Origin of the sequence: Martinezella paranaensis, from assembly GCF_014200235.1 — a bacterium.
GTDB lineage: Bacteria > Pseudomonadota > Alphaproteobacteria > Rhizobiales > Rhizobiaceae > Rhizobium > Rhizobium paranaense.
Window position 1 is genome coordinate 440,554 of record NZ_JACHBI010000001.1, and the last position, 16,836, is coordinate 457,389.

Sequence of the window (16,836 nt, forward strand, 5' to 3'; positions counted from 1 at the left end):
TCCCGCGGTTTTTGCTAGATCTTACCGGCGACCTTGATGGCGAAGCCATATTCGAAGGCGATTTCTTCCAGGCGCTGGAAGCGGCCCGAAGCGCCGCCATGGCCGGCATCCATGTTGGTTTTCAGAAGGATCGGCGCATCGCCAGTGGTTTTGTCACGCAGCTTGGCAACCCACTTCGCCGGCTCCCAATAGGTGACGCGCGGATCGGTCAGGCCGCCGAGCGCCAGAATCGGCGGGTAGGGCTTCTCGCCGACATTGTCATAGGGGCTGTAGGCGGCGATCTGCTCGTATTCTTCCTTGCTGTCGATCGGATTGCCCCATTCCGGCCATTCCGGCGGCGTCAGCGGCAGCGTATCGTCCAGCATGGTGTTGAGCACATCGACGAAGGGCACGGCGGCGATAATGCCAGCGAATTTCTCCGGCGCCATGTTGGCGATGGCGCCCATCAGCATGCCACCGGCCGAGCCGCCCTCGGCGATGATCTTAGCGTAGGAGGTGAACTTCTCCTGATTCAAATAGTCGGCTGCGGCAATGAAGTCCTTGAAGGTATTGGTCTTCTTGTCCATCTTGCCGTCTTCGTACCAGGCAAAGCCCTTGTCCTTGCCGCCGCGGATATGGGCGATGGCATAGACGAAACCGCGGTCGGCGAGCGATAGGCAATTGGTGTTGAAGCCGGCGGGAATGGTGATGCCGTAGGCGCCATAACCATAGAGCAGGCAAGGCGCGGAGCCGTCGAGCGGTGTATCCTTGCGATAGAGCAGGGTCACCGGCACATGTTCGCCGTCCCAGGCGGGGGCGAAAACGCGGCGGGTGACGTAATCGTCCGGATTGTGGCCTGACGGAACTTCCTGCGTCTTCAGCAGGGTGCGCTCGCGCGTCACCATGTTGTAGTCGTAGAGCTGGCTCGGCGTCGTCATCGAGGAATAGGAGAAGCGAATGACGTCGGTGTCGTACTCGGCCGCACCCTGCAGGCCGAGCGAATAGGCTTCCTCATCGAAGGCGATGGCATGTTCTTCGCCGCTGCGGCGATCGCGGACGATGATCCGCGGCAGGCCATCCTTGCGTTCCAGCCAGATGAGATGACGGGCATAGGCCATGTGATTGAGGATCAGCGTGCCCGGCTTGTGGACCACGACATCGCGCCAGTTTTCTTTAGCCGGCTTGTCGACCGGCGTTTCCATGATCTTGAAATCCTTGGCATCGCCGTCATTGGTGAGGATGTAGAAGACATCGCCGCCTTCCGCCATTTCATACTCGATTCCGGTGTCGCGCGCGGCCACCAGCTTCGGCTCGGCCATAAGATCCGAGGTCGGAATGATGCGGTATTCACTGGTCTCGTGATCGTGGATGTCGATGAAAATATAGTCATCCAGCAGCGAGCCACCGACACCCATGAAGAAGCCGGAATCCTCCTCTTCATAGACCAGCCGGTCTTCCGATTGCGGTGTGCCGACGACGTGATGGAAGATTTTCGAAGGACGATGGTTCTCGTCCTGCAGTGTATAGAAAAAGCTCTTGCCGTCGGGCGCCCAGACACCGCCGCCGCCGGTGTTTTCGATCACGTCGGCGAGATCTTCGCCGGTTTCCAGATTGCGGACCTTCAGCGTGAAATATTCCGAGCCCTTGTCGTCATAGCCCCAGATGCCGTGGCTATGATCCGTGGAATGGTCGATGCCGGAGAGGCGGAAATAGGATTTTCCCTCGTTTTCCTTATCGCCGTTCAAAAGGAGCTTGCGCTCGCCGCCATTGCGCGCCTCGCGGAAGTAATGCGGCTGCTCGCCGCCGGTGACATAGAGCGTGCCGTAGGCAAAAGGCCCGTCCTTGACCGGCACGGAGCTGTCATCTTCCTTGATACGGCCTTTCATTTCGGCAAAGAGCGCTTTCTGCAGCTCTTTCGTATCCGCCATGGCCGCATTCATATAGGCGTTCTCGGCCTCCAGATACGCGCGTATTTCCGGATCGAGAATCTTGGTGTCCTTGAACATCGCCTGCCAATTGTCGGCGCGCAGCCAGGCGTAATCGTCGCTGCGGCTGATGCCGTGGCGCGTATCCGTGACTGGTTTTTTTGCAGCGGCGGGCGGGGTGGGGAGGTTCTTGAATGCAGACACGAGCAGGCTTTCTCCGGGATCAAAGTCGGATATGAGGTGAAGAAGAGATAGAGGGCGCTTGGCCGGGGTTCAAGCGGCAATTGCCCGCTCAAGCCTCGAGCAAGCGGATGACAATAAGCTTGGATCTAGCTGATGGAGTCAGAAGAGCTCGCCCAGACTGCCTTGATGTGACCACATTCTTTAACGAAGTCCGCGTATGTTGCGTCGATAATAAGGCGGCCTTATCGCTTTTCTGGTCGAACAGACGCTTCCCAGCCCGCAGTTAAGCAAGGGATCGGTCTTCATGCTGAAATTCATCGCCATTCTCATCCCGTTGGCAGCCATCGCGACGTCCGCTTTTGCCGTGGATGCGACCATGAAGAAGGAATTGGAGAAGCTCGATCCTTCCGAGCGGATGGAGCAGACCTGCGATGCTGAGGCAATGAAACGAATCAGCACAGAGAAGGCCGGCTTCAAGCCCGACAAGGTCATCGCCTATACGTTCAGCGACCCTGATATGTCTCCGGACTCGATGAATGCTCCTGGCGCGGTCTTTCGCAGCAAGGGAGACTGGTATCATCTCTCCTATAAGTGCACGACCGGCCCGCAGCATATCGATGTGCGGGGCCTGAGCTACGAAATCGGCGAGAAAGTGCCGCGCGAGAGCTGGCCAAAATACTATCTCTACAATTGATGCCGTCAGCGCCGTCTTTGGCGTTCCAGCCGGTAGAGTTCGGAGAGAACATGCTCCTGCACATCGGGACTCTGATGACAGACGGCGTCCGTCAGGTCGCGTAGCGTCCCCCTGAGCCCATGGAGCTGATCCACCAGATCCATGACCAGATCGACACCGGGCTCGTTGACGCCCATCGCGTTGACCAGATCTAGGATCAACTGCCCCCGCGCCAGATCGGCTTCGCGAAAATGCCGGCCTTCACCGGTCGTTTCGGGGACGAGCCAGCCCTGTTCAATCCAGACCTCCAGCACCGTATTGTCTATTTCGAGGCGCAAACGAAACTCGCTCTCGTTCATAGCTCAGCCTCCCATGGTCTTTCTGGGATCATGCGTCTTGCCGCCCTGCCATTCGGAAACAAAAGCCGTCAGCTCCGCATCCGGCGCGTCCGGCAAGACGATCTTCAACGAAACATAGGCATCGCCGTTGTCCTTGCCATGCACCGGCACGCCTTTGCCCTTCAGCCGCAAAACCTTGCCGGTGTTGGAGTTCGGTTGAAGGGTAATAGTGACCGGACCGGACGGCGTGGGCACGCGGACTTTGCCGCCGAGCACCGCCTCCGCAAGCGAAATCGGCAGTTCAAATCTAATATCGTTGCCGTCCCGAACGAAGAAGCGGTGCGGGCGCACATGCACCTCTATCAGCGCATCCCCGGAGGCGCCGCCGCCGAAACCGGGGTCGCCCTTGCCGCGGAGGCGCAGCGTCTGCCCGTCGCGGGTTCCCGCCGGTATCTGCACGTCGAGCGCCGGTCCGTCCGGCAGATTGATCTGCTTTTTCGTGCCGTTGATGGCGTCGAGAAAGTCGACCTCCATGGAATAGTGGCGATCCTGACCCTGCATTCCGGATTGGCCTCGGCTGCGACGTGAGAAGAAGCTGGAAAGTATATCGTCGGTATCCCCGAAATCGGCGAAACCACCCGTGTTGCGATAGGGGCCGCGCTGGCCTTCGTTCGCCGCGTAGTCGCGATAATAGCTGCGTGGCGGCTTCTCCGCGCCGGTGTTGTCGATCTCGCCGCGGTCGAAGCGCACGCGCTTCTCCTCGTCGCCGAGGATGCCGTAGGCCGCGGAGACTTCCTTGAATTTATCCTCGGCCTGTTTGTCGCCGGGGTTCAGATCGGGATGCAGCTTTTTCGCAAGCTTGCGATAGGCGCTTTGAATGTCTTTTTGCGGGGCGTCCCGCTTTACGCCCAGAATATCGTAGGGATCACGGCTCATGAATGTTTCCCTTTGGGAGCACAGGAAAATACGCAGATAGTGATAGGCAGGCGTGGTATCAATCGTAGCATAAATGATGGCATGTCGTGCCGGCGATTGCGGCAGAATGGCCGTTGCCGCATTTGTGATGGGGAATGGGCGGTGTTATGGGCAAGCCGCCATATTTCCGTCGCCTTGCCGGACGATGGCGGGCACAGCGTCAAGGAGCTTGTGGCAATCATGCACCTTTTCCGAACAGACTTCATTTCATTCGATCCGACCGGTGGCTGCCTGATGAACCGTTTTCTGCTGACGTCTGCATTCCTGCTCGCCGCTGTTCCGGCCGCTTTTGCCGCCGAGCCCACGGCGAAGCCGGTCGTCTGGCCGCAACTTCCGCCGAAGGCAGCGGCTTCGAACGTCAAGTTGGTCGAGCCCCATCTGCACGTCAATCGCGCCGGTAAGGGCGCACCGCGCATAGCCCTGACCTTCGACGCCTGCATGGGCAAGACCGATCCGCGCATTCTCAGCACATTGGTCGATCACCATATCCCGGCGACGATCTTCGTTACCGCTCGCTGGCTGCGCAGCAACCCCGAAACGCTTGCCGTCTTCCTCGCTCATCCCGACATTTTCGAACTTGAAGATCACGGCCAGAACCACATTCCCGCGGTCGATATCCCAATGGCGGTCTATGGCATTCCCGCTGCCGGTTCGCCGCAGGCGGTCGCGCAGGAGGTCAAAGGCGGTGCCGATGCCATGATCGCCGCCGGCATTCCTCAGCCGCATTGGTTCCGAGGCGCGACGGCAAAATATAGCCTCTCGGCCATCGCTCAGATTCGCGGCATGGGCTATCGCATTGCCGGCTATTCCGTGAATGGCGACAGCGGCTCGCTGCTGCCGGCCAAGATGGTGGAAAAACAATATGCCTCTGCCAAGGACGGCGACGTCATAATCTCGCATATCAACCAGCCGACCCATGCCGCCGGTGAAGGTGTCGCCGCGAGCATCCTGGCGCTGAAGGCCAAGGGCGTGCAGTTCGTTCGCCTACAGGATATTCCCGAGCAGGGGGATGACGATACGACGAACTGAGGCGGTTCGGTCTCAGCGCCGATCGCTGACGCGGTCACTCCGGTAATTGCGGCTGCACCTTTTCGTCCAAGAACAACTCGTTGACCACGGTCATGACGATCAGCGACAGCGGCAGCGCGAGCATCGCGCCGACAGCACCCCACATCCAGGTCCAGAAGATAATCGCCAGGAAAACGATGAATGGATTGAGTTCCCATTGCCGACCCATGACTGCCGGGAAAACCAGATTTTCCACGGTGAGATGGACGGAGAAGAAGGCGACGGCCGGGGCGAGACCGAAGATGATATCGTCATGGGTGATGATGCCGGCGATCGCCAGCGCGATCGTTACCGTCGTGATGCCGACGAACGGGACGAAGCTGGAGAGAAAGGCGAAGATGCCCCAGAGAACCGGCGCGCTCATGCCGCCGACATAGGCAATGATCGTCATCACGACGCCGAGGCCGGCATAGATCAGCGCGGCCGTCGCAAAGTAGAAGCCGAGCACTTGCTCGACCGCATTGATGATGCGGATTGCCGCCAGCCGCGATGTTCTGGTGGAGAAGGTCAAGATGATCGTCTTGCGCAGGCTGATGCGGCCGGCAAGGAACAGCAGCAGCGCCGCAAAAAACAGCAGGCCCTGGACGATGGCGGGCGTCAGGCTATTGGCGAGGATGTGCAGGACGTTGGCGCTGTTTTCGAGCAGCACATTGATCGACATCGGCCCGCTTTCAAAGGTCTGCGGCGTGATGTGTAACCACTTGATCCGTTCGAGATAGGGCATCAGCCGATCGACGGTGCGTTGGAAAAAGTCAGGCCCTTCCTGGGCAAGCGTCGCCATAGGCCCGGCGAGCGAATTGATGATCAGGAAGATGACCAGCGCCACCGCCGATGACAGCAGAACGGCGTTAAGGATGCGCGGCACGCCAAGCTTGCTCAGTCTTTCCGCAGCCAGCCCCAGGATCATGCCGACGACCACGGCCAGCGTCACAGGAATGAGGATGATCGACATCATATAGACGCCGGCAAGCGCCAAGACGAGGAAGATGCCGATAACCGCCCAGGCCGCGGCGACATCGAGCCCATCCTTCTGAACGGGTCTTTCTGATGAGGCTTTGTCCAACTGTTCGGTGTCCGCCCGTAACGCATCCACCCAGGCGCTGGAACGCCCTTCGCTTGCCGCCGCAAGTCTGCGCGCCTGTTTGCGTATGCCGTTGGCGATATCCATCCCCGAACCCGTCGCGCGAAACCCATTGCCTCGATACGCAAACGCGAAAGGCCCGTCCTGGTTCCAGAACGGGCCTTTCGGTAGGCTTCGGGACAGGGGGTCAGGCGATCAAATTCAGCCCGATGCCCCAGGGATCACGCAGCGAAACGCCGCCGTCACGCTTTTCCGTCTTGATCTGATGCAGATCGAGTGCGGCGACGGCCTTGTCGAGCGCGTCCTTGTCGTTGAAACGCAACGTGTAGTCGGAAAGGCCGGTCATATCTTCGGACCGGACGCCGGCGCCGCGGCTGTTCCAGGTATTGGCGCCGAGATGATGGTGATAGCCGCCGGTTGCGAGGAAGGTCGCGCCGGGATAGCGCGCCGCCATTACCTGCATTCCCAGCACATCGCGATAGAAGGCATTCGCTTCCGCGACGTCGCCGACCTGCAAATGGATATGGCCGATCGCCGAACCCTCGGCCATCCCGTCCCAGCGATCCTGCGGTGCGCTTTCGTAAAGTTTCTGCAAATCGAGGCGCAGCGTTGCCATTTCGACTGTGCCGTCGCTGTGGAATTTCCACTGCTCGTGCGGCCGGTCTGCATAGATCTCGATGCCGTTGCCCTCGGGATCGGAAAGGTAGATTGCCTCGCTGACGATATGGTCGGAGGCGCCTTCGAGGGCGACGCCATTATGCGCCGCGTGGCGCAGCCAACGGGCAAGCTCGACGCGATCGGGCATCAGGAAGGCGGTATGGAAAAGGCCTGCGGCCGTTTGCGGCGCTCGTTTAGCCGCGCGATCGGTCGTCAGAGTCAAAAGCGGCTGACCGGCAACGCCCAGCACCTCGCCGCTGGCTGTCTTTTCAATGACCTTCAGGCCCAGCATGTTCTGATAAAAGCGCGACACCAGCGCCAGGTCGGTGACGACAAGATGCGACTGGCCGACATAGGCGGGGCGCGTCAGTGCATAGGAGGGAGCGGTTTCGGTCATGCGGGTATTCCAACCTCAATGTTTTGCAGGAGAGCAACCGGTGCGGCGACGAAAACGCCGCCAATGGCAGGCCTCAGAGCTTTCGCCGGTTGATGTGCCTCTTCAGAATCTCTGGCCCGCTGTACTTGAGCTAGATATGGCGGATTCTGATTGTTCACAGAAGATCAGAAATTGCGGATTGAGCGTTCGCTGTCCGTTGACAGCCGCGTGATGGTCCTCTCGCCATTCACGAAGATTTACCTATATGCGCATTCCACCCAGTTGTCTCCATCCGCCCGAGGTGAGACGATCAACGTTAGCGCGACCAATGGGAGCACGCATGCCCGAATTCAGAGGGATCCGTTGGGCCTATGACCGATATGAAGTGATCGTTGACAGCATCGTCAACGGGATCGGCGTGGTCTTGGCTTTGATCGGCTCGACCGTGTTGATCTTCTATGCGACGGTATGGAGTTCCTACGGCGAGATTGCCGCGGCCTGGATCTATGGCGTCGGCCTCGTTCTGACCCTGGCGATGTCCTTCGCCTACAATGTGTGGCCGGTGTCGCAGACGAAGTGGGTCCTGCGACGTTTCGATCATTCCGCCATCTTCGTCCTGATCGCCGCCACCTATACGCCGTTCCTGCAGCGTGGCGCCGACGATCCTTTGCTGTTTGCCATGCTGATTGCCATCTGGGTTTTCGCCGGACTCGGCATCATGCTGAAATGTGTTTTTCCGGGGCGGTATGACCGGCTGGCTATCCTGCTCTATCTCGCCATGGGCTGGAGCGGCGTGCTGGTGGCGAGACCCGTTGCCCTGCACATACCATTCGCGTCGATGCTGCTGATCATCATCGGCGGCGTCATCTATTCGCTGGGCGTGATTTTCCACGTCTGGGAGAAGTTGCGTTTCCAGAACGCCATCTGGCACGGCTTCGTGCTTGCCGCCGCCGCCGTGCATTATTCGGCGGTGCTGACCTGTTTCAGCCTGTCACCGGAAAATTTTTGACGATCTGTGTCGTTGTCGCGCACTTTATCGTCGAATGCAGGCTGCGCACCAGGCGCATGACGACGGCGTCAAAGCGCTGCATGTCCGTCTTGGGATAATCCATCTGGAAGAAGGCCGCGGCGCCATTGCAGAGAGCGACGCCGCGTACATAGACGATGCGGCCCTGTTTGGTGCCTGAGAAGCTGATGCCGTGCGAGGTCGATTTCGTATAGGAGATCTGCCAGCCATCATTCTTGGCGAGTGCGATGCGGGTATTCGCTTCGGTCGAGAAGTCGCCATCGAGGATATTGGTGCCGAAAACAAGCAGCCGCGCCGACTGATCGGTCGGCGCCAAGGTCATGCCATCGCCATTGTCCGAACGGGCCGAAAGGCGGAATTCCGGCGGCAGTTCAATCGTATAGCCGAACCGCGCATTGTCGTAGGACCACCAGTCGGTGGCCAACGCCGGCGCGGCGGAAAAGAGCAGGAGGGCGATCAGGCGCGCGAGCATTGCGGTTTCCGGGAGGCGGGATCTGCAAACCAGCTATGAATAGCGCATTTTTCAGCAGAAATTCCATAGTGATTCTAGGAATGATTAGAAAATAGCTTCAATTCGTTACGGTTTCATTGCGAGCCATGCAGGAATGGCAGATTTACTTCGTCAATATCGCGGAGTATGCCGCATCGGTATCTTAGAACAATTGGACGATGTGATTATGGACCAAGCCGTGCTGCTTCGCGATGCCACCGAGGCTGATCTGCCTGCGATTTGTGAGATCTACAACGACGCGGTCTTGCACACGACGGCGATCTGGAATGACACGCTGGTCGACGTCGACAATCGGATTGAATGGCTCAAGGCGCGCAAGGCGAAGGGCTTTCCGGTCGTCGTTGCGGAGAAGGACGGCAAGGTCGCCGGCTATGCCTCCTATGGTGATTGGCGTGCCTTTGACGGTTATCGCCACACGGTCGAAAATTCCATCTATGTGGACAAGGATCATCGCGGCCTCGGGATCGGTGAAGGCCTGCTGCGCGAACTCGTCGCCCGTGCGGCTACCGGCAATGTCCACGTCATGATCGCCGCCATCGAGACCGGCAACGCCACCTCCATCCGCCTGCATGAAAAGCTTGGCTTCCGCATCGTTGGTCAGTTTTCAGAAGTCGGCACCAAGTTCGGTCGCTGGCTGGATCTGACCTGCATGGAACTGCGCATAACGGTCTAAGGCGTGAACTCATTAACGGTTGGCCGACTGGGAAGTGAGACAGCGCGAGCGGAGGGCCGACTTTTCGGATAAAGTTCTGTTTCCGATCATCTGAGGGCACTAAGATGTTGGCCTCTGACTTAACGAATTTTATCGAGCAGGATCATCTGGCTTTAGATGCTTTCGTGAAGGGCGATCCTGAACCTCTGAAAGATCTCTACTCGCGACGGGATGACGTCATTATCGCCAATCCGTTCGGGCCGCCGGCGAAGGGGTGGGAAAAGGCCGCCGCGACCATGGAACGGGCTGCAACCAATTACCGGGACGGCGAGGCCACCGGCTTTGAGCGCCTCTCCGAGTACGCGACGGCGGACTTGGGGTACATCATTGAGGTCGAGCGGTTCCGATCCAAGGTCGGTGGTGGCGACAAACTGGTGCCGATCGCGCTTCGGGTCACCACCATATTCCGGCGGGAAGAAGGCGCGTGGAGGATCGTCCTTCGTCACGCCGATCCGATCACCTCAGCCCGCCCGCCGGCGTCCATAGTCGGAGAGTAAAAGGGTTGCCGGACCCGGCTGAAGCAGGCGGTTGTCGGCTATCGCCCGGTCTTCGCCGATGGGTTTCCGAGACTTGGTTTTTTGCCTGGCGTTGACGGCGTCTATATTGCCGTCGCTCATCCCGGCGTCATCTTGGCGCCGTTGCTCGGCCGCCTCGCCATGGAAGAGATCATCGAACGACAGCAATCGACGCTTGTGCCGGGATTTAGCGTAGGCGTTTTTCACGGCAGCTAACGTGCTGCGTAGTTCCCCGCCTCGAACACCATGGCGTGACCGTTGATGCAATAGCGCAGTCCGGTTGGCGGCGGGCCGTCGGGGAAGACGTGGCCGAGATGGGCGTCGCAGGCGCCGCAGCGGATTTCGGTGCGCACCATACCGTGAGATTCGTCGCGATATTCCTTGACTGCCGTGGGTGAAGCCGGTTCGAAATAGCTTGGCCAGCCGCAGCCTGCATCGAATTTCGTGTCGGAGCGGAAAAGCGGTGTGTTGCAACAAACGCAGCGATAAAGGCCGGTTTCGAACGAGTCCCAATAGGGGCCTGTAAAGGCGCGTTCCGTGCCGTGCTGCCGCGTGATGCGATATTGCTCCGGCGTCAATTGTTCCCGCCATTCGGCATCGGTCTTCTCGATTTTAGGCCCTGTCATCGTAGCAGACATGAGTGACATCCCTTTCCCATCGCCCAATCTATTGGGCGAGCCCCGTCGGCGCAATGTGGCGCAGCCCCGCCGCTTCTTCAACTCTCCGGCCGTGCTGCCAAAGATGATTCCGGTGGTTTACCGCGCGGTTTTCTCGCGCGGGGCTTGAGGCAATTCGGCCTTTAGCCTATCCCAATGAAGACTTTCGGCTTTACCGGATTCCGCGATTGTTCAGCAGGGAGAAGACATGGCCAGTGTCACCGGCCTGACATTCCTGGCTTTGTGTCTGCCCTTTCTCGGCGCGATCATCGCGCCCGCCGCTGTCCGCTATCTCGGCCATAATGCAGCCTGGCCGCTGGCGGTTTTTCCCGCACTCGCCTTTCTGTATTTCGCGAGCTTTCTTCCCGACATCGCGGCTGGTCATAATGTCCAGGAAGGCTTGGATTGGGTGCCAAGCCTCGGTTTGCGCTTCTCCTGGCTGCTCGACGGGCTGTCGCTGACATTCGCGCTGCTGATCACCGGCATTGGAGCGCTGATCGTGCTTTATGCCGGCGGCTATCTGAAGGGGCATGTAGACCAAGGCCGCTTCTTCTCCTTCATCTTCCTGTTCATGGGGTCGATGCTCGGGCTCGTCGTGTCGGACAGTTTCCTGACGCTGTTCGTCTTTTGGGAGCTGACCTCTATCACCTCCTTCCTGTTGATCGGGTTCGATCATCAGCGTGAGGCGGCACGGCGCGGTGCCTTGCAGGCACTGGTCGTTACCGGCGGGGGAGGGCTGCTGCTGCTCGCGGGCCTGTTGTTGATCTGGCAGATCACCGGCGCTGCTGACATGTCCGGTCTGTTGAGGACCGGCGGCGCGCTGCGCGAAAGTCCGTTTTATATCGCCGTATTGATCCTGGTGCTCGGCGGCGCCTTCACCAAGTCCGCGCAATTTCCCTTCCATTTCTGGCTGCCGAACGCCATGGAGGCGCCGACGCCCGTGTCGGCCTATCTGCATTCTGCGACGATGGTGAAGGCCGGCGTCTATCTCTTGATGCGGCTCAACCCGGCAATGGGCGGCACCGCGGCCTGGGAGACGATCCTGCCGGTCTTCGGTGGCATGACATTGATGGCCGGGACGCTGCTTGCCATTCGCCAGACCGATCTGAAGCTGAAGCTTGCCTATACCACCGTCTCCTCGCTCGGACTGCTTGTGTTGCTTATAGGCTTCGACTCCGATCATGCGGTCGAGGCGGCTGTGCTCTATCTGGTGGCGCATTCACTGTTCAAAGGCGCGCTGTTCATGGTCGCCGGCATCGTCGATCATGAGACTGGCACGCGCGACATCACTCATCTTGGCGGCCTGCGCCACGCCATGCCCTTGACCTTTGTAGCGGCGCTGGCCTCAGCAATTTCGATGGGCGGCTTGCCGCCCGCCATCGGCTTCCTCGCGAAAGAGGAGATCTATGATGCACTGGCCCAATCCTCTTCTTGGCCGATCGCCCTGACAATTGTTACGATTGCCGGTAACGCCCTGATGTTCGCCATCGCCTTCGCCGTGGCGCTGACACCATTCATCGGCGCGCGTGTCGAGACGCCGAAACATCCCCATGAGGCGCCGCCGCTGCTCTGGCTCGGCCCGGTTCTGCTCGCTATTCTGGGTATAGCCGCCGCGATAGCCTCGAGTTTTTGGCACGCTTACATATCCTCGCCTATGGCAAGTGCGGTCGGCGGCAAGGCCATGGAGATATCGATCTCGGTCGTTCCGCACCTTGGCCTACCTTTGGCGCTGTCCACCTTGACGATATTGATCGGCACCTTCGTCTATTGGAAGTTCGGTCGCGCCCGCCTTCTGATGACGGCGGTGCTGCACAAGCTCGGGCCGGGACCGGATCGCGGTTTCGATGGCCTCATCTCGGGGCTGGTGCGCCTATCGTATGCCGTCTCCCGTTTTCTGCAGCCCGGCCGGTTGGAGATCTACGTCACCGTCACCTTCCTCTGCCTTGCCGCCATGCTGCTGATGCCGCTGGTGCTCTATGGCGAGCTGCCAGTTATGCCCTCATGGCCAGACATGCAGTGGCATGAGGCGGCGATTTTCCTGATCGCCGTCATCGGCCTTGCCGCCGTCGTCGTGGCTCGCGACCGGCTGACGGCGATCGTTTCGCTCGGCATTCAAGGTTTTGCCGTCGCTGTCATCTTCCTGCTCTTCGGTGCGCCGGATCTGTCCTTCACGCAGTTCATGGTCGAGACTCTCTCCGTCGTCATCCTAGCGCTGGTGATGACGCGGCTCCGCTTGTCGCCCGCCGACCGCCGCTCGCCACTGCAGATGCTGTTTCATGGAGCGCTTGCCATCGCCTGTGGCCTCGGTTTCGGATTGCTGCTCCTGAAGGCCACGCAGGCGCCCTTCGACCTGACGCTGACGGCGTTCTTCAACCATTATTCCAAGCTGATCGCCCATGGCACCAACGTCGTCAACGTGATCATCGTCGACTTCCGCGGTACGGATACGCTCGGCGAGATCGCCGTCGTCACCATCACCGGCCTCGCCATCTTGGCGCTGATCCGCATCCGCGCCGGCGGTCAGCGCAAGCTTGCGGCCACCGACACCGATGTGAAAGGGACGATGGAGGCCGAGCGCCCATGAACACTGTCATCTTCCGGACTGCCGCGCCGTTCCTGACCGCCTTGATGCTGCTCTTCTCGATCTTCGTGCTGCTGCGCGGCCACAATGAGCCCGGCGGCGGTTTCATCGGTGGGCTGATCGCGGCGTCTGCGCTGGCGATCTATGGCATTGCCTGCGGTGTGGCGGCGGTACGCCGGGCCATCATCTTCCATCCGCTGACGATTGCCGGTTTTGGCCTACTGGCCTCGACGGTTGCCGGCTTGTTGTCGGTCTTCTCCAGAGTGCCCTTCATGACCGGGCTCTGGATCTATCCGCATCTCTTCGGCGTCGAGGTGCCGCTTTCAAGCGTCATGCTGTTCGATGCCGGCGTCTATCTGGTCGTTGTGGGCGCCATCACCTCGATCGCGCTGGCGCTCGAAGAGCGGGAGGTGGAATGATGGAGGTGGTCTTTGCGACGCTCGTCAGCCTGTTCTTCGCCGCCGCGATCTATCTGATGATGTCGAAGTTTTCGATCCGCATCATGCTGGGCATCGCAATCCTCGGAAACGCCGTCAACCTGCTGCTTTTCACCGCCGGCCGGGTGACGCCCGAGGTGCCGCCGATCATTCCGGCCGGCGCCGACACGCTCAGTACGAGCGCCGCCAACCCACTGCCGCAGGCGCTTATCCTGACGGCAATCGTCATATCGTTTTCCTTCTTCGCCTTCCTGCTGGTGCTGACCTATCGGGCCTATCAAGACCTGAAGACCGACAATACCGGCGAGATGCGGCTGGCAGAACCGAAAGAGCGGCCGTTGCCGCCCTTGGGATATTGACGATATGGCGGCACCAACCAACACCGCCCTCGATCTTTCCGCCGCGCTGGTGACAGCGCCGGTGCAGGCCGGTCATTGGCTGGTGATCCTGCCGGTGGCCCTATGCATCGGCCTCGGCGCAATTCTGATGATGTTACGTGATCGCACGGCGTTGCAGGGCTGGATCGCCATACCCGGCCTGGCCCTGCTGGTGCTGATCGATGCCGCTTTGCTCCATAAGGTCGCCAACGAGGGGCCGGTAACCATGGTCATGGGCCGCTGGCTGCCGCCATTCGGCATTGCCTTCAGTGCCGACCTTCTCGGCGCGGTCATGGCGCTGGCGGCCGCCGTCGTGGCACTGGCAGCGAGCCTCTATGCGCTTGGCGAGATTACGGAGGGCGGCCGTCGCTACGGCTTCTTTCCTTTTCTCATGCTGTTGCTTGCCGGCGTCAGCGGTGCATTTCTGACCGGCGACGTCTTCAATCTCTATGTCTGGTTCGAAGTGCTGCTGATTTCCTCCTTCGGCCTGCTGATCCTCGGATCGGAGCGTGAGCAAATCGATGGTGCTTTGAAATATGCAGTGCTGAACCTTATCGCCACGACACTGTTTCTCGTTTCCGTCGGCTATCTCTATGCAGTCTTCGGCACGCTCAATATGGCCGATATCGCCATGAAGGCGAGGGCGCCCGGCAACGCGGCACCATTGATGACGCTTGCCGGCCTGTTCCTCCTCGCTTTCGGCATGAAGGCCGCAGCTTTCCCGGTCAATTTCTGGCTGCCGGCATCTTACCATACGCCGCGTATCACGGTTTCGGCGCTCTTCGCCGGTTTGCTTACCAAGGTCGGCATTTATGCCCTGATCAGGGTTCTGGTGATGCTGCTGCCCGTCGAGCGTGCCGGGCTCGGCCCGATCACGAGCATCGTTGCCATTGCAACCATGCTGGTAGGTGTGCTCGGTGCGCTCGGCGAAAGCGATCTCCGCCGCCTGTTCGGCTATGTCGTCATTTCCGGTATCGGCACGATGCTGGCGGGCGTCGCGCTTGGCAGTGCCAGCGGCCTCAGTGGCACGATCTTCTATGCACTGCATTCCATGGTGCTGATGACGGCGCTTTATCTGTTGGCCGGCCAGGTGGCGAAGCTTGGTGGCGGTTTCTCGCTCGCCACTCTTGGCGGGCTTTACCGGCAAAGCGGCTGGTTCGCCGGTCTGTCGCTCGTGATGTTTTTCGCCGCGTGCGGCCTGCCGCCATTTTCCGGCTTCTGGCCCAAGGTTATCCTAGTGAAGGCAGCGCTCGACATGGGCGCATGGTGGATTGCCGCTGCGATCCTGTTGACCGGCTTTCTCACCACCATTGTCTTTGGCCGCATCTTTCTCCTCGTCTATTGGCGTCCAGGAACTGCACAGGACGCTGCGGTGCCACAGCCGATTGCCTGGCAGGCCGGCTTGCCGCTGGCCGTCCTTGCCGCCTTGGTCATAGGCTTTGGGCTGTTTCCGGAGCGGCTGTTGCATCTGACGCAGCTTGCCGCCGGTGGCCTCGAAGACCCCTCGGCCTATCTGCATTCCGTCTTTCCGGCAGGAGCGGGAGCCCAATGATCCTGTTCGTCTTCAACCTGCTACTCGCCATCGTCTGGGTTGCCGTCACTGGCAGCGCCTCCTTCCTTAATCTCGTTCTTGGCTTCGTCCTCGCGGCACTCGTTCTGGCGACCCTGCGCGGGTCCTACGGCGGCGTACCCTATCTCGGGCGTATCGGGCGGATTCTGCAGCTATTGCTGCTGTTCCTGCGTGAACTCGCCAAATCGGCATGGGCAGTCGCGGTCACCGTCATGAGCCCGAAAATGGATGTGAAGCCCGGCATCTTCGCCTTTCCACTGACGGTGGACCGCGATTTCGAGATCACCCTGCTCGCCAATCTCATTACCTTGACGCCCGGCACGCTTTCCGTCGACGTTTCCGACGACCGCAAGACGCTCTACGTGCACGCGCTCGATTGCTCCGACCCGGAGGCGGTGAAACGCGGCATAGCCGATGGGTTCGAGCGCCGAATCATGGAGGCGTTCCGATGATTGCCGCTTCCATCGTTTCCGCTGCCGCCACGGTATCGCTTGCTATTCTCAGCCTGGCCCTGCTGCTCACCGTCTTTCGTGTGGTGGTTGGTCCGACTTTGCCGGACAGGGTGCTGGCGCTCGACATGCTGACGGCGATCGCCATCGGCTTCATCGCCGTCATCGCCATCAAAACCGGCTTTACACTCTATATCGACATCGCCATCGCGCTCGGTCTTGTCGGGTTCCTGGCCACGATCGCCTTTGCCCGGTTCATCCTGACCCATGGCACATCGGAGAATGCCGAACGACAGCCATCGGCAGCGACTGCGGCGGAAAGAAAACGGGTTCGCAAGAATAGCCGTCGCAAGAAAGGAGGGCGGTAATGGAACTGGTCGCTGCCATCATCGTCGCCTTCCTGCTGCTGGCGGGCGCGTTGTTTTCGCTCATTGCGTCGATCGGTATCGTCCGCCTGCCGGATCTCTATAGCCGCATGCACGCCGCTTCGAAGGCGGGCACGGTCGGTTCCGGTCTGTTGCTACTTGCAGTCGGTTTTCATTCCCAGGAACTGCCGATATTGGCGCGGGCATTGGCAGGTTTTGTGTTTTTCGTCTTGACCGCGCCGATTTCCGCCCATCTTCTCGCGCGTGCCGCTCACAAAGCTGGTCACAGGTTAATGGCGCCATCCGTGCGCGATGATCTTGCGAAAGGACTGATGGAGCGGCGTTCTTACAAAATGAAAAGCTAACAAACGCGTGGATTGC

20 protein-coding genes are annotated in these 16,836 nt (G+C 59.9%); 13 read left to right on the forward strand and 7 right to left on the reverse strand.

All coding sequences use genetic code 11. The annotated features are described in order from the left end of the window. Positions 1–14: 14 nt before the first annotated feature. The gene (locus tag GGD50_RS02175) at positions 15–2,108 is read right to left on the reverse strand and encodes a S9 family peptidase (RefSeq protein WP_107107481.1); all 2,094 of its coding nucleotides are present in this window, start codon (positions 2,106–2,108) and stop codon (positions 15–17) included. A gap of 283 nt (positions 2,109–2,391) precedes the next feature. Here GGD50_RS02175 and GGD50_RS02180 point away from each other — a divergent pair, with 283 nt between their 5' ends. Then, positions 2,392–2,781 carry a DUF930 domain-containing protein gene (locus tag GGD50_RS02180; protein WP_107107482.1) on the forward strand — a complete coding sequence of 130 codons (390 nt, stop codon included), beginning with the start codon at positions 2,392–2,394 and terminating at the stop codon, positions 2,779–2,781. A 5-nt stretch (positions 2,782–2,786) separates the two neighbouring features. On the opposite strand, the gene GGD50_RS02185 is transcribed toward GGD50_RS02180, so the two are convergent. Together GGD50_RS02185 and GGD50_RS02190 are read right to left on the reverse strand one after the other, a co-directional pair. Beyond that, positions 2,787–3,119 (reverse strand): chaperone modulator CbpM, encoded by a 333-nt coding sequence (locus tag GGD50_RS02185; protein WP_107107483.1) that lies wholly within the window; start codon positions 3,117–3,119, stop codon positions 2,787–2,789. A gap of 3 nt (positions 3,120–3,122) precedes the next feature. Next, positions 3,123–4,034 carry a DnaJ C-terminal domain-containing protein gene (locus tag GGD50_RS02190; RefSeq protein WP_107107484.1) on the reverse strand — a complete coding sequence of 304 codons (912 nt, stop codon included), beginning with the start codon at positions 4,032–4,034 and terminating at the stop codon, positions 3,123–3,125. Between the two features lie 273 nt (positions 4,035–4,307). On the opposite strand from GGD50_RS02190, the gene GGD50_RS02195 reads away from it, so the two are divergent. Beyond that, the gene (locus GGD50_RS02195; RefSeq protein WP_107107507.1) at positions 4,308–5,102 is read left to right on the forward strand and encodes a polysaccharide deacetylase family protein; all 795 of its coding nucleotides are present in this window, start codon (positions 4,308–4,310) and stop codon (positions 5,100–5,102) included. Positions 5,103–5,136: 34 nt separating this feature from the next. On the opposite strand, the gene GGD50_RS02200 is transcribed toward GGD50_RS02195, so the two are convergent. Both GGD50_RS02200 and GGD50_RS02205 read right to left on the reverse strand, forming a co-directional pair. Then, positions 5,137–6,309 carry an AI-2E family transporter gene (locus tag GGD50_RS02200; protein ID WP_107107485.1) on the reverse strand — a complete coding sequence of 391 codons (1,173 nt, stop codon included), beginning with the start codon at positions 6,307–6,309 and terminating at the stop codon, positions 5,137–5,139. Positions 6,310–6,409: 100 nt separating this feature from the next. Continuing rightward, positions 6,410–7,276: a VOC family protein gene (locus GGD50_RS02205; RefSeq protein WP_107107486.1), complete on the reverse strand. Its 867-nt coding sequence runs from the start codon at positions 7,274–7,276 to the stop codon at positions 6,410–6,412. 319 nt (positions 7,277–7,595) lie between these two features. Here GGD50_RS02205 and trhA point away from each other — a divergent pair, with 319 nt between their 5' ends. After that, complete coding sequence (trhA, locus tag GGD50_RS02210; RefSeq protein WP_107107487.1) at positions 7,596–8,264, forward strand: PAQR family membrane homeostasis protein TrhA; 669 nt, start codon at positions 7,596–7,598, stop codon at positions 8,262–8,264. On the opposite strand, the gene GGD50_RS02215 is transcribed toward trhA, so the two are convergent. Next, positions 8,239–8,754 (reverse strand): hypothetical protein, encoded by a 516-nt coding sequence (locus GGD50_RS02215; protein ID WP_107107488.1) that lies wholly within the window; start codon positions 8,752–8,754, stop codon positions 8,239–8,241. The two genes, trhA and GGD50_RS02215, sit on opposite strands and share 26 nt — an antisense overlap. A 205-nt stretch (positions 8,755–8,959) precedes the next feature. Here GGD50_RS02215 and GGD50_RS02220 point away from each other — a divergent pair, with 205 nt between their 5' ends. The 3 genes from GGD50_RS02220 (at position 8,960) to GGD50_RS02230 (ending at position 10,236) form a co-directional block, all read left to right on the forward strand. Beyond that, a complete protein-coding gene (locus GGD50_RS02220; RefSeq protein WP_107107489.1) occupies positions 8,960–9,466 on the forward strand; it encodes a GNAT family N-acetyltransferase in 507 nt (168 codons plus the stop codon). A 104-nt stretch (positions 9,467–9,570) separates the two neighbouring features. Further along, positions 9,571–10,002, forward strand: a complete 432-nt coding sequence (locus GGD50_RS02225) for a YybH family protein (RefSeq protein ID WP_183937593.1) — start codon at positions 9,571–9,573, stop codon at positions 10,000–10,002. Between the two features lie 81 nt (positions 10,003–10,083). Continuing rightward, positions 10,084–10,236 carry a hypothetical protein gene (locus GGD50_RS02230; RefSeq protein ID WP_183937595.1) on the forward strand — a complete coding sequence of 51 codons (153 nt, stop codon included), beginning with the start codon at positions 10,084–10,086 and terminating at the stop codon, positions 10,234–10,236. Here the strand turns inward: GGD50_RS02230 and msrB are convergent. Continuing rightward, a complete protein-coding gene (gene msrB, locus GGD50_RS02235) occupies positions 10,233–10,658 on the reverse strand; it encodes a peptide-methionine (R)-S-oxide reductase MsrB (protein WP_183937597.1) in 426 nt (141 codons plus the stop codon). The genes GGD50_RS02230 and msrB overlap by 4 nt on opposite strands. A 226-nt stretch (positions 10,659–10,884) precedes the next feature. Here msrB and GGD50_RS02240 point away from each other — a divergent pair, with 226 nt between their 5' ends. Genes GGD50_RS02240 through mnhG form a run of 7 tightly spaced genes read left to right on the forward strand, consistent with a single transcriptional unit; the run spans position 10,885 to position 16,820 of the window. Beyond that, positions 10,885–13,260, forward strand: coding sequence for a putative monovalent cation/H+ antiporter subunit A (locus tag GGD50_RS02240; RefSeq protein ID WP_183937599.1), 2,376 nt, complete (start codon positions 10,885–10,887; stop codon positions 13,258–13,260). Beyond that, positions 13,257–13,676, forward strand: coding sequence for a Na(+)/H(+) antiporter subunit B (locus GGD50_RS02245; RefSeq protein WP_183937601.1), 420 nt, complete (start codon positions 13,257–13,259; stop codon positions 13,674–13,676). The genes GGD50_RS02240 and GGD50_RS02245 overlap by 4 nt, the downstream gene beginning before the upstream one ends. Beyond that, positions 13,676–14,053, forward strand: a complete 378-nt coding sequence (locus GGD50_RS02250) for a Na+/H+ antiporter subunit C (RefSeq protein ID WP_183937669.1) — start codon at positions 13,676–13,678, stop codon at positions 14,051–14,053. Before GGD50_RS02245 ends, GGD50_RS02250 begins: the two co-directional genes overlap by 1 nt. A 4-nt stretch (positions 14,054–14,057) precedes the next feature. Next, a complete protein-coding gene (locus tag GGD50_RS02255; protein WP_183937603.1) occupies positions 14,058–15,623 on the forward strand; it encodes a Na+/H+ antiporter subunit D in 1,566 nt (521 codons plus the stop codon). Continuing rightward, complete coding sequence (locus tag GGD50_RS02260; protein WP_183937605.1) at positions 15,620–16,093, forward strand: Na+/H+ antiporter subunit E; 474 nt, start codon at positions 15,620–15,622, stop codon at positions 16,091–16,093. Before GGD50_RS02255 ends, GGD50_RS02260 begins: the two co-directional genes overlap by 4 nt. Beyond that, positions 16,090–16,458, forward strand: coding sequence for a cation:proton antiporter (locus GGD50_RS02265; protein WP_183937607.1), 369 nt, complete (start codon positions 16,090–16,092; stop codon positions 16,456–16,458). Before GGD50_RS02260 ends, GGD50_RS02265 begins: the two co-directional genes overlap by 4 nt. Beyond that, entirely contained in the window at positions 16,458–16,820 is a 363-nt protein-coding gene (gene mnhG, locus GGD50_RS02270; protein WP_183937609.1) for a monovalent cation/H(+) antiporter subunit G, read from the forward strand. The genes GGD50_RS02265 and mnhG overlap by 1 nt, the downstream gene beginning before the upstream one ends. Positions 16,821–16,836: the final 16 nt, after the last annotated feature.

Bases quoted from the DNA above. Each gene is read 5' to 3' on its own strand.
- GGD50_RS02180 (WP_107107482.1), top strand. From the start codon at position 2,392: ATGCTGAAATTCATCGCCATTCTCATCCCGTTGGCAGCCATCGCGACG.
- GGD50_RS02185 (WP_107107483.1), bottom strand. From the start codon at position 3,119: ATGAACGAGAGCGAGTTTCGTTTGCGCCTCGAAATAGACAATACGGTG.
- GGD50_RS02190 (WP_107107484.1), bottom strand. From the start codon at position 4,034: ATGAGCCGTGATCCCTACGATATTCTGGGCGTAAAGCGGGACGCCCCG.
- GGD50_RS02195 (WP_107107507.1), top strand. From the start codon at position 4,308: ATGAACCGTTTTCTGCTGACGTCTGCATTCCTGCTCGCCGCTGTTCCG.
- GGD50_RS02200 (WP_107107485.1), bottom strand. From the start codon at position 6,309: ATGGATATCGCCAACGGCATACGCAAACAGGCGCGCAGACTTGCGGCG.
- GGD50_RS02205 (WP_107107486.1), bottom strand. From the start codon at position 7,276: ATGACCGAAACCGCTCCCTCCTATGCACTGACGCGCCCCGCCTATGTC.
- trhA (WP_107107487.1), top strand. From the start codon at position 7,596: ATGCCCGAATTCAGAGGGATCCGTTGGGCCTATGACCGATATGAAGTG.
- GGD50_RS02215 (WP_107107488.1), bottom strand. From the start codon at position 8,754: ATGCTCGCGCGCCTGATCGCCCTCCTGCTCTTTTCCGCCGCGCCGGCG.
- GGD50_RS02220 (WP_107107489.1), top strand. From the start codon at position 8,960: ATGGACCAAGCCGTGCTGCTTCGCGATGCCACCGAGGCTGATCTGCCT.
- GGD50_RS02225 (WP_183937593.1), top strand. From the start codon at position 9,571: ATGTTGGCCTCTGACTTAACGAATTTTATCGAGCAGGATCATCTGGCT.
- msrB (WP_183937597.1), bottom strand. From the start codon at position 10,658: ATGTCTGCTACGATGACAGGGCCTAAAATCGAGAAGACCGATGCCGAA.
- GGD50_RS02240 (WP_183937599.1), top strand. From the start codon at position 10,885: ATGGCCAGTGTCACCGGCCTGACATTCCTGGCTTTGTGTCTGCCCTTT.
- GGD50_RS02245 (WP_183937601.1), top strand. From the start codon at position 13,257: ATGAACACTGTCATCTTCCGGACTGCCGCGCCGTTCCTGACCGCCTTG.
- GGD50_RS02250 (WP_183937669.1), top strand. From the start codon at position 13,676: ATGGAGGTGGTCTTTGCGACGCTCGTCAGCCTGTTCTTCGCCGCCGCG.
- GGD50_RS02255 (WP_183937603.1), top strand. From the start codon at position 14,058: ATGGCGGCACCAACCAACACCGCCCTCGATCTTTCCGCCGCGCTGGTG.
- GGD50_RS02260 (WP_183937605.1), top strand. From the start codon at position 15,620: ATGATCCTGTTCGTCTTCAACCTGCTACTCGCCATCGTCTGGGTTGCC.
- GGD50_RS02265 (WP_183937607.1), top strand. From the start codon at position 16,090: ATGATTGCCGCTTCCATCGTTTCCGCTGCCGCCACGGTATCGCTTGCT.
- mnhG (WP_183937609.1), top strand. From the start codon at position 16,458: ATGGAACTGGTCGCTGCCATCATCGTCGCCTTCCTGCTGCTGGCGGGC.